Source organism: Variovorax sp. P1_G12 (assembly GCF_056405555.1).
On sequence record NZ_JBFUBW010000055.1, the window covers coordinates 22,570 to 32,849 of the forward strand.

Annotated in this window: 10 protein-coding genes and 1 pseudogene; 8 read left to right on the forward strand and 3 right to left on the reverse strand. The window is 61.9% G+C overall.

Annotation, left to right across the window (positions count from 1 at the left end; translation table 11 throughout):
• Positions 1–9 precede the first annotated feature (9 nt).
• Together AC1D2O_RS35460 and ygiD are read right to left on the reverse strand one after the other, a co-directional pair.
• On the reverse strand, positions 10–924 hold the full coding sequence (locus tag AC1D2O_RS35460) for a phytanoyl-CoA dioxygenase family protein (protein WP_478087007.1): 915 nt from the start codon (positions 922–924) through the stop codon (positions 10–12).
• 128 nt (positions 925–1,052) lie between these two features.
• Positions 1,053–1,958 carry a 4,5-DOPA-extradiol-dioxygenase gene (gene ygiD / locus AC1D2O_RS35465; RefSeq protein WP_478087008.1) on the reverse strand — a complete coding sequence of 302 codons (906 nt, stop codon included), beginning with the start codon at positions 1,956–1,958 and terminating at the stop codon, positions 1,053–1,055.
• Between the two features lie 302 nt (positions 1,959–2,260).
• Here ygiD and AC1D2O_RS35470 point away from each other — a divergent pair, with 302 nt between their 5' ends.
• The 3 genes from AC1D2O_RS35470 (at position 2,261) to AC1D2O_RS35480 (ending at position 6,689) form a co-directional block, all read left to right on the forward strand.
• Positions 2,261–4,633 (forward strand): DNA polymerase II, encoded by a 2,373-nt coding sequence (locus tag AC1D2O_RS35470; protein ID WP_478087010.1) that lies wholly within the window; start codon positions 2,261–2,263, stop codon positions 4,631–4,633.
• Between the two features lie 403 nt (positions 4,634–5,036).
• Positions 5,037–5,780, forward strand: a complete 744-nt coding sequence (locus AC1D2O_RS35475; protein ID WP_478158730.1) for an H-NS histone family protein — start codon at positions 5,037–5,039, stop codon at positions 5,778–5,780.
• 591 nt (positions 5,781–6,371) lie between these two features.
• The gene (locus AC1D2O_RS35480; protein WP_477650425.1) at positions 6,372–6,689 is read left to right on the forward strand and encodes a hypothetical protein; all 318 of its coding nucleotides are present in this window, start codon (positions 6,372–6,374) and stop codon (positions 6,687–6,689) included.
• A 351-nt stretch (positions 6,690–7,040) separates the two neighbouring features.
• Here the strand turns inward: AC1D2O_RS35480 and AC1D2O_RS35485 are convergent, their stop codons facing one another.
• Entirely contained in the window at positions 7,041–7,535 is a 495-nt protein-coding gene (locus tag AC1D2O_RS35485) for a methyltransferase family protein (protein WP_435482150.1), read from the reverse strand.
• A 548-nt stretch (positions 7,536–8,083) separates the two neighbouring features.
• On the opposite strand from AC1D2O_RS35485, the gene AC1D2O_RS35490 reads away from it, so the two are divergent.
• The 5 genes and pseudogenes from AC1D2O_RS35490 to AC1D2O_RS35510 form a co-directional block, all read left to right on the forward strand.
• Positions 8,084–8,599, forward strand: coding sequence for a hypothetical protein (locus AC1D2O_RS35490; RefSeq protein ID WP_477650426.1), 516 nt, complete (start codon positions 8,084–8,086; stop codon positions 8,597–8,599).
• Between the two features lie 258 nt (positions 8,600–8,857).
• Complete coding sequence (locus tag AC1D2O_RS35495; RefSeq protein WP_477650427.1) at positions 8,858–9,250, forward strand: hypothetical protein; 393 nt, start codon at positions 8,858–8,860, stop codon at positions 9,248–9,250.
• A gap of 56 nt (positions 9,251–9,306) precedes the next feature.
• Positions 9,307–9,618: a hypothetical protein gene (locus AC1D2O_RS35500; RefSeq protein ID WP_477650428.1), complete on the forward strand. Its 312-nt coding sequence runs from the start codon at positions 9,307–9,309 to the stop codon at positions 9,616–9,618.
• An 82-nt stretch (positions 9,619–9,700) separates the two neighbouring features.
• On the forward strand, positions 9,701–10,021 hold the full coding sequence (locus AC1D2O_RS35505; protein ID WP_477650429.1) for a LapA family protein: 321 nt from the start codon (positions 9,701–9,703) through the stop codon (positions 10,019–10,021).
• A gap of 95 nt (positions 10,022–10,116) precedes the next feature.
• Positions 10,117–10,280, forward strand: a pseudogene (locus AC1D2O_RS35510) (IS5/IS1182 family transposase); the annotation flags it as partial.

The window sequence follows — 10,280 nt, forward strand, 5'->3', positions numbered from 1 at the left end:
CTGATCGTCTCAAGTTCGGGTGTCTGGCGAGCTCCGCACCCCTTGCTTGTATTGATAGAGCCGCAGGAGCAAGTTGCTCAATACAGCCGACCTCGCAGATAGCGGTGGACCTTCGAGCTCGTCTTTTCCAGGGACGGGCTGATGCATTCTGTGCATCCAGTAGCCTCCGGCCTTGGGCACGATGCGTGACCCGATCACGCGGCAGTCTTGTTCCGAGAAATAGTGAAACACGATGCTGTTGCGCGTCTTCCCGGGCGAATCGATCGGACTGCCGCCGTGAAGCAGATGGGCGCTCCAGATGAAGACATCGCCTTGCTTCGCTGCGAATGTCTGCGCGGTCAGTCCGAGCCGATGGACCTCGCCTTCCATGTAACGGCTCCATAGCGGCATCTCTTCGGACACGAAGTGGTTGCTGCCGGTCGAGAACACGTACTGCTCGATCTTGTGGCTGCCCGGGTAGTAGCGCAGAGGCCCTGCATCCAGGTGGCAGTCCTCGAGCGCCACCCAGATGGCAATCAGGTGCCCCTGGGAGTGCGGCGTCATGTAGAGCGCGTCGACATGATCGCCTTGGGCGCTGCCCTGCAGGAAATTCAGCGAATTGCACAGCACCGGGGTGTGTGCGAGAAGCGCCTTGAGGATCGGAGTGATCCTGGCATTCAATGCCAACCGTCTGATGCTTTCGTACTCGAGGAAGAGGTCATTGACCTTGAAGCGATGACTGTGTCGGGCCTCTTGGCCAACGTCGCCAATCTTCATGCGCTGGTCCGTGTCGAGGTCGTCGACAACCACGCGCGACGGCCTGTACGTCCACGCGTGCGCAACCGCGGCTTTGGCGGCGTCGGTCTCTGCTTCGGAATAAAACTGCGGGAGGACCACATACCCGTCGTCCTGCCACTTCTGAACCAACGTTGCGTCGTATTTCAACTGGACCTCGCATTTTCCGGTCGTCGAAACTGCACTGCAGGGTCGGGCTCGAAGGCGGCGGAACAGACTCCAGCGCTCGGGGGCGCGACCGCGCAAGCGGGATAGTACCCCCGGTACGGCGCCGTGCCCTATCCGAACTGGATACAGCGCATGCCGAGCGTCCCGGACTGGAAACCTTCGTAGATGGTTTGCGCGCGCTCCCCGGTGCCGGCGGCGCCCAGGGGGTACAAGAAGGGGTAGTAGTGATCGGGCGTCGCAACGGCCACCGAAGCGCCTTCTAGCTTGCTGAAGTCGATCAGAGCCTTGTCATCACGTCCTCGCAGGGCAGACTTCACCGCATCGTCGAAAGATTGCGCCCAGGGGCGGCTCGCGGACAGGGCGTCCGGGACGCCCCGGTCTGTCGCCCGCAGGTTATGCACGATGTTTCCGCTGCCGAGGATGAGCACCCCTTGGTCCCGCAACGCGGCAAGCTCGCGGCCAACGGTGTAGTGGAAGGAGGCCGGCTTGTCGTAGTCGACCGAGAGCTGGAAGACCGGTACGTTCGCCTTGGGGTAGAGGTACTTGAGGACAGTCCACGTGCCGTGGTCCAGGCCCCATTGCTGCGTGGGAACCACGCGGCCCTGGGTCACCAGGCCGGCAGCAACGCGCGCGATGGCCGGGTGACCAGGCGCTGGGTATTCGATATCGAACAGGGCCTGCGGGAAGCCCCCGAAGTCGTGGATGGTCTTTGGCCGCTCCTGGATGCCGACGCCGGTGACCCCCTGCGTGAGCCAGTGCGCCGAGACGCTGAGTATGGCCGTCGGGGTCGGCAAGGCCTTCCCCCACACGACCATTCGGCGCGTGAACTCGTTGTCCTGGATCGCGTTCATCGGGCTACCGTGGCCAATGAAAATCGTGGGCATGCGGGCCGCAGCCCTGCCTTTCTTCTCGGCGGCGGCATGCGCGAAGCCAGACACTGCCGCGAGCGCCGCGATGGCGCCGTGCGCTGAAGATTGGAGGAGGAAGCCGCGGCGGCTGGAATCGGCAGAAAACATGTCTTCAGAGAAATTGCTCGAAGCCGAGCGTCAAAGGAGTGGCCCGCCTGATGGCGAGCGCGTCGATTGGGTCTAGCGGCCATCGCCGTACACCGTCCCGCAACGGTGCCGCGCTCGTCAAGCGACATCAGGCGCGAATAGCCTGCTGCGTCCGCGGCCAGGATGGCCAGAAGGCGACTCCGCAGGTCCGGGGTTCGCATGCGTGCATTGTGGCGGATCGCCTCGCTCGCGCGGCCCCAACCGGGCGAAAATCGGTTATGCGCAAGCCCGCCTTCCTTTGCCACCCGATTCCTTAAGCGCTCGTGCTCCCCACCGAACTCAAGGGCTTCATCCTCACTCGCCGCTGGCGTGACGTCACGGCCGGCACCGAAATCGAGTACTGGCTGGCAACAGATGCGGGGCCGATGAAAGTGGTCCTGACCGCCCAGACCTCTGTCGCGTTCGTCGAATCGAAGCACAGGGCGGCCGTCGAAGCGCACCTTGCCGCCATGCCAGCGGTGCAAGTGCGTGAGCTCGAGTTGAAGACATTCCATCAGGAACCTGTCGTTGGTGTGTATGCGAGGCACTTCCGCCAACTGGGTCAGCTGGCACGCGCTCTCCGGCCACAGGGCATTCCCCTGCTCGAAGCCGACGTGCGCCCGCACGACCGCTACCTGATGGAGCGATTCATCACGGCTGGCGTGCTGGTGGAGGGGGGGAGGGCAGACGGCTCTACCATCGTCGACTGCAAGCTCAAGCCTGCGCCCCATTTCCGGCCGGTGCTGAAAGTGGTGTCGCTGGACATCGAGACGAGCCAGGACGAGGAGCTCTATTCCATTGCGCTGGACGGCAAGGAAGACCGTGTTGTCTTCATGCTGGGCGAGCCACCCCCTGAGCCGGGGGAGCCGATGAATTTCTCGCTCATCTATTGCCCAACCCGCAAGGCCATGCTCGAGAGGCTCAACGACTGGTTCGAGAGGAACGACCCGGATGTCATCATCGGATGGAGCGTCATTCAGTTCGACCTGCGAGTGCTTCAGAAGGCAGCCGACGCGTGTGGGGCGAAGTTCCTTCTCGGGCGAGAGCGTCGGCCCATCGATTGGCGGACCCATCCGGGAAAGCAGGGCTATCTGTTCGCGGCCGTGCCCGGCCGGGTGGTCATCGACGGCATCGAGGCACTCAAAGCCGCGTCGAGGAGTTTTCCTTCCTTCAGCCTGGAGGCCGTTTCACAGGAACTGCTGGGCGAGGGCAAGGCCATTGGCGACGAGTACGACAAGATGGCCGAGATCGAGCGGCGGTACCAGGAAGACAAGCCCGCGCTCGCGCTCTACAACATCCGGGACTGCGAGCTGGTTCTGCGCATCTTCGACAAGGCGAGGCTGCTGGAGTTCATGATGGAACGCGCCCACACCACGGGCCTGCAGGCCGATCACTTCGGTGGCTCCATTGCCGCGTTCAGCCACCACTATCTGCCGCGGATGCATCGCCTGGGCTACGTGGCGCCCAACGTGGGCGAGATTCCGAGCAAGGCCTTTCCTGGCGGGTACGTGATGGACTCGAAGCCAGGGTTCTACGATTCCGTCGTGGTCCTGGATTACAAGAGCCTCTACCCCTCGATCATTCGAACGTTCCTGGTCGACCCTGTGGGCTTTGTGGAAGGCTCGAACGCCAGCGACCCGGCAATGGTCATCAAGGGTCCGCGAGGGACCTCGTTCTCGCGCGAGAAGCATTGCCTGCCGGAAATCGTGACCACCCTCTGGCGGGCTCGGGACGAGGCCAAGCTGGCCAGGAACGAGTCGCTGTCGCAAGCCTTGAAGCTGCTCATGAACTCCTTCGCCGGAGTGCTGGGTGCGGCCGACTGCCGCTTCTTCAATCCCCAGGTCGTCTCTGCCGTCACGTTGCGTGGGCACGAGATGATGAAGCTCACGCGCGAATTCGTGGAGAACCGGGGTTACGAGGCCATCTATGGTGACACCGACTCGATTTTCATCTGGCTCAGGCGCACCCACACCATCGAGCAAGCGCACGCCATCGCGGCGGACCTGGTGAGAGACATCAACGACTGGTGGACGCGCACCCTCCGCGAGGAGCACGGGCTGGAGAACTTCCTCGAAATCGAGTTCGACACCCACTACAAGAAGTTCTTCATGCCCACCATTCGTGGCTCGGACGTGGGCAGCAAGAAGCGCTACGCAGGCCTGAGCGTGGACGCTACGGGCAAGGAGGAGATGGTCTACCGCGGCTTGGAGATGGCCCGCAGCGACTGGACCCCGTTGGCGCGCCAGTTCCAGGAGGGTCTGCTTTCGCGCATCTTCCACGGCGACCCTTACAAGGAGTTCGTGACCGACTATGCGCAGTCGATGCTGGCTGGCCGGATGGATGACCTTCTCATCTACAGGAAGCGCTTGCGTCATCAACTCGATGCCTACCTGGTCAACGTGCCGCCGCAGGTCCGCGCCGCACGCATCGCCGACGAGTACAACGGTCGGGTCAAGCGACCCAAGCAGTATCAGAAAGGTGGCTGGATTCGATACGTCATGACTCAAAACGGGCCGGAGCCGCTGGAAACGCGCCATTCCCGCATCGACTACGAGCACTACCTGAGCAAGCAGCTGCAGCCGATTGCCGACGCCATCCTCCAGCCGATGGGGGAGAATTTCATGGCCCTGACAACCTCACAGCAAGCTCTCTTCTGAGCATCTGCCCAGGTCTTGAGCCTTCCGTCGGGAGGACAAGTCTCAGTGGCGCAACTCACGCGCGCTGGCTGCGTGGTAGTCGCGAAGATGGCGTTCCCAGATTGACTGAATCGACAGCGCAAAGGCCTCAATGGTCGATGTGCGCAGTTTGTCCAGGCTCGCTGTATCTAGAAGCCGTCTGCCATCGCGCGGCGCACTCCAAGAACATTCCGTTTGCGACAGTTGTGGTGGTTCCATGTGAGTGTGCAGAGGCCTGCCGGTTCGCCGGTGGGTAAAATCCGGGGTGGCGCGCAGTTGAAGAGAAGAAGTTTTTTCATCGATTCATCAAAGTTCAGACGCCCTTGTCGCCAACGTCCATGACGCCAAGCGACGAACTCCCCCAACTTCAAAACTCCCAAACTCAATGACGAAGTCCTACGCGCAACTCAAATCCGCCATCGCCAAACTCGAAAAAGAAGCGGCTGCGCTCCGTGAAACTGAGACGACAAAGGTGGTTGCGCAAATCAAGGAGTCGATTGCCACGTTTGGCCTGACCGTCGAACACCTCTTTGGCCGTGGCGCCAAAGCATTGAAAGTAGCCACTGGCAAGGTCCTCGGCGGTGGAAAAGCAGTGCGCAAGGGCGCAGGCGTTCCCAAGTACCGCCACCCAAAGACGGGCAAGACATGGACGGGCTTCGGCAAAGCTCCCGGGTGGATTGCCACGGCTCGCAACCGTGACAAGTTCCTCATCGACCAATCTGGCATCGTTGCCGCACCTTCGGTCGAAAAGGCCGTGGCCCCTGCCGCTACAGTGGCGAAAAAGGCAGTCCGTAAGGCCCGCACAGTTGCAGCTCCGGTGAAGACGTCGAGCCGTGCCAGGAAGGTTGCTCCCGCTTCTGTCGCAGCTCCCGAAGCCAAGGCTGAAAAGCCGGCCGCGAAGAAGGCTGCACCAAAGAAGAGCGCTCCTTCGAAGAAGGCTGCGCCGGCAAAGAAGGCAGCGGCCGCCCCCAAGGCTGCAAAGGCTGCTGCGAAGGCCACCGAGGAGGCCGCCGCCAGGGCGACTAAGTCGCAAGCTGCCGCCAAGGCCCGCAGCCCGCGCAAGCCCACGAACGCTACGGCGCCGGTGTTGACCTCCGCCACGCCGGAGACGGCTGCATCCGCGAGCTGACAACGCCATTGGCCTGCTTCGGCCGAAGAGATGAAACGAACGGGCCGCTCCGCGGCCCGTTCGTTTTTGGTGCGGCTTCGAGATATAGGGTGCTCGAAGGTCCTCGCGGGCTGCACTGATTCGAGGATTTCCATGAAGGCGGTCGATGCCGGCACGCTCACTGGCACCTTCGGCGGTCGCGAATTCACGCTGAAGAAGAAGTAGTGGCGGACTGAGCTCCCTCTAGGAGCCCCTGCGTCCTGTGCTCGACGAGGAACCCGTCGTTTTCGTCCAGGGCTCCGCGTTTCCCGCCAGGGTGATTGCGAGAGGGCGCAAGCAAGTCCGACCGGCGGCTATTCCTCCACTGCTGTCCCGCTTCGCGCCGGGCGGACCTGGCCACCGCCTGGCAAGTCTCGGGCTTGCATCTCGCGCCATCACCCCTTCCCGCCCTCTCAGCCGTTGCGTGACGCGGCGCCTTTGCCCCTGCGACACAGTGAGCGAACGTTTCCGACCATCACTATCGCCGGCAGCGTGGTCCCCTCAATTCGAGGGTTGACCAAAGTAATACTAAAGCGCTCAATCAATCCTTACCCAAGAGCGTCAGGGGGCGTCATGAAAGCGTCTTCAGTCGTGGCAGTAGCCGTCGGTTGCACCATCGTTCTCGGCTGCGACTTGCAGCCAAGCGTCATATTTGTGGCGAACGGGACGCTCTTCCAAATGTTGCAATTGACCGATGCGCAAGACGACTGCCCTGAGCTGCATCGGGTTTGCTACCTTACGACGTGGGATGGGGGAACTTATCGCGGATGCTGGGCCCGCGAACAAGCGAACATTCACGCTCGCTTTCCGGCCTTGGGCGACAAGCTCATTCCAGTGGGCCAATTCCACGGCACGACGTTGGCTGAGTACCGGAAGATGGCGCTTGACTAGCGACATGGTTTTGAGCTGGTCGAAGAGACCGAGTGGGACAACTACTATGTTCGGGCGCCGGCCATTGGGGCGAGGGATGGCGCCTCAAACGGCTGACGAGCGCGCCCGGCTCAAGGCAGAATGCGGCCAAAGCCCGAGAACGGCCATGACCGGTCGCTCGCCCGTCTTCGAGCAAGGTCCGGTGTATGAAGGCAAGCAGCCATATCGATCTTCGAGACCATGAAGCGTTGGTGTGACCCCGAGTGCTCTACTTCACCTACCCGAGCGACACAAAAGCGCCGGGCATGCCAATGGCTTGACGGCAGGGGGACATACTGCAGACGGCGGCAGCGATGACAGCGTTCTTACCACCTACCCGCGCCAAGGCGTGATGCGTGGTAACCATCGCCTCACGTTCGCCCGGTAGCGCTTGTACTCGTCGCCGAACTGCTCGCCCAGCGCAGGCTCTTCGTAGGCGACAACGAACAAGAAGAATCCGGCCCACACGATCGCGCTGTACTCCAGCACCGTGACGCTCCCGAACAGGAGGCCCTGGCCGGCGATCAACGCCGTGACTGCGACGTACATCGGATTGCGGACGTAGCGATAGAGCCCGGTGACGACGAGGCGCTTGGGAGGCATCACGGGCGCCGGTGTGCCGAGGCCCTGCAACGCGAAGCGAGCGAACGAATCGAGCAAGATGGGCAACCCGGCGACGATCAGGGCGGCGCCGAGCACGCGCGCGATCGGGAATAGCGGAGGCGCGAAGTGCCAGTGCGTGAGGTACCAAGGGACGTACACGGCGAGCGTGCCCGGAGCGATGACCAGGAAGATCGCGGAACCGATGATCGCGGCGGCGCGCTGCACGATAGGATCATACTCAACGCCGCCGCGAATCGTGCGGATTGGGCGAGCGCTGGCGTCGCGTGATGTCCTGTGCGAGGGTGTAGTCGCGGTTCTTCGGCATGTCCCGAGCGTGGCAGAGCGCCCGGGAGGCCTCCAGTGCATCAGCTAGATAATGCCGCTTCAAGTCGGGGAAAGAGGCTCGGGGAGCGCTTCCATCTTCGCCGGCAGTGTCCCGAAGAAGGTCCCGCGCCCGAGGGATTGCATCGACCGGTTGAATCCGCACTCGCAATGCGGACATGCTTGGGACGAAGCCGAAAGACTGTGATGGGCCCGCTGACGTCGGTGCGCGTCGGGCAGAATGCGGCCACAACCGGACGTTCATCTTCGCGGCCTGATGGCAAGGAAGGCCAACGCGCCGTCAGAACGGGGCCAGGAATCGACGTTCGCGGCTGACTTACAACACCCGCGGGCGAATTGCGGGATTGCTTCCGCGAAGCGGGTGTGCACTAACCCGCCGAGCATCAACAATCAGGCGCAGAGCGACAGCCCTTTCCAAACTTGTAGGCACCATGAACCACATGCCGCTGCGAATCATTGCGTCCACTGGGCTCGTCGTAGGCGCCGTCCTCGGATTGGCTGGCACGTTCGTCTCGTCTGCATCGCTTCGCGGACTGGCTTGGGGCCTCGATGGCGTGGCCCTCGTTGTCGCGACTGCGTTGCTGACCATTCATCACTTCCGGCGTGGACGCGACCTGATGGCTGCCGGATTCCTGGTCTTCGCCATCGGCGAAAGCCTGATTCTCTCTGGCGCTGCCATGGAGCCGATTGCCAGTATTCCTTCTTTTGGGAGCGGGGCCGGCTTGTGGGCTGCTTCGCTCGCACTCATCAGCGCGCCCAACATCATGCCCAAGCTGGTCAGGGCGGTCGGGTTCATCGCGTCGGCGTTGTTCGCGCTCGTGGCAATGGAAATCTTTGCCGGACGCCAACTCACGCCCTTGTCGGCACCGTTGCCGTTCTTCGCCTATCCATTCCTGGTCGCCACGCTGTTCGGCTGGGCGTGGTCACATCTCAAAGAGAGAACATGATTCCCGACGCACCGCCTCGCACCAATGCGTGCGGCTAAATCTTTCGACAGCGTCCGGCACCTTGCGGCCACGAGCGGAAGTACGTGAAGGCTTTCTAGCTTTGCACCAAGGGCGCCATGTGGGCATGCGGAATCACGCTGCGGTCGGCGAATGCCGACGACTCATCACACCTACCCGGCAATGTGGGGACAGCTGGCTCTTAGCCTCGTCTAGGCGGCTCGAAGCATCCCGAGCCCATCAAATGTCTGAAGGATACGAATGGTTGGTGCGATTCTGGAGTTCATGACAACGCGGCACGGCCACAAACCTACTTATGGCTGGATAATCTTTCTCGTGGCAGTGGGTGCGGTTTTCGGCTCCATCGCGGCAGCAAGCGTGCGCACACGCATACAGAGGACCCGACAGAGCGCGCAGACCGCTGTGTCATGCGGCGAGCTTTCTGCCGAGATAAATACCAATGGCCTGAACCCTCGAAGGGTTCAAGCGCAACTTCGTGAGGTTGGCGACGCACTGGAACTCACGCTCGTGGACTCTGCGAAGCTTGGCGAGGCCGCTGAGGTGATGGTATTCAGCTCCATTCGGGAGGTGGAGGCCTATCTGAAGACCAATACTTTGCTCCGCCTCGGCGACTTTCGTACGAAATCGTCATAGCCGTCAGTTGTCGGCCAACAGCAGACCTCCGATGTCGACCCCCGCCACGAGCTTTCATGAAGAACATTCAGGTCATCGACGGCGCAGTGAACTGCGTGTATGACATCTTCGCGGCCACTGACGAGGAGTTCGCGCTCATCTTTCCCAGTGGCCAGGACATCGCGTTCATCGACGAGGTCTACGGGAGCGGGGTAGACGACGCAGCTCTCAACAGCGCGTTCGAGGCGCTGTGGACGCGACGAGTAGTCAAAGCCCAGGCGATGGGAATCCATGGCCAGCTTTTCTACGAACTCGACGAGAAAAAGCCGTTCTATCCGACCAGGCGAGACGAGGAGGCAGAGAACCCAGGTGGCTACCGCCTTCGATAGGACGTGGTCTGTGGCAGGATGCGGCTAGGAGCGGACACATGATTGCTGCCCCTAAAGACTCACGGTTCCGCCAGGAGTTTCAATGCACTTGATGCCATCAAAGTCCGCACGTGCCTCGCCGGCGGCCGCAACGGGCGCGCACGCCATCGGTACGGCCGCGTTGGGCTCCATCCTGATTGGCGCCGCGGCCTTCGGTGCCCTGGCCATCGGGGCCTTGTCTATCGGTCGGCTCTTTGTGGGCCGGGCTCGAATCCGCCGGCTGGAGATTGACGAGCTTGTTGTTCGCCGCATTCGAGTCATTGAACAGCTGACGCCACCGCCAGCATCGAAGCCCGGTAGCGTCATCGAGGATTCGAAGCCAGTTGTCGGGTCCGCGAAAAAATGGGCCGAAACGTCAGAATAGTCGCGAGGCGGCTACCGGCCGAGGTTGTGTGAAAACACTTCGTTGATCTCCTCACTCCAAATAAAATCTGCCAACCCGTCAGAGCGAGGTGGCGCATGAAGCGATTCATCGAAGGCGAAGACCGACAGCAGGTCGCGTTGTTGCCGGAATGTCTTGATGACTATATCGGCGAAGACAACCCGGTGCGAGTCGTCGACGCTTTTGTCGAAGAGCTTGACCTTCAAGCCCTGGGCTTCAAGGGTGTTGATCCGGCGTCTAC

Bases quoted from the DNA above. Each gene is read 5' to 3' on its own strand.
- AC1D2O_RS35475 (WP_478158730.1), top strand. From the start codon at position 5,037: ATGACGAAGTCCTACGCGCAACTCAAATCCGCCATCGCCAAACTCGAA.
- AC1D2O_RS35505 (WP_477650429.1), top strand. From the start codon at position 9,701: ATGCACTTGATGCCATCAAAGTCCGCACGTGCCTCGCCGGCGGCCGCA.
- AC1D2O_RS35495 (WP_477650427.1), top strand. From the start codon at position 8,858: ATGGTTGGTGCGATTCTGGAGTTCATGACAACGCGGCACGGCCACAAA.
- AC1D2O_RS35490 (WP_477650426.1), top strand. From the start codon at position 8,084: ATGAACCACATGCCGCTGCGAATCATTGCGTCCACTGGGCTCGTCGTA.
- AC1D2O_RS35500 (WP_477650428.1), top strand. From the start codon at position 9,307: ATGAAGAACATTCAGGTCATCGACGGCGCAGTGAACTGCGTGTATGAC.
- AC1D2O_RS35480 (WP_477650425.1), top strand. From the start codon at position 6,372: ATGAAAGCGTCTTCAGTCGTGGCAGTAGCCGTCGGTTGCACCATCGTT.
- ygiD (WP_478087008.1), bottom strand. From the start codon at position 1,958: ATGTTTTCTGCCGATTCCAGCCGCCGCGGCTTCCTCCTCCAATCTTCA.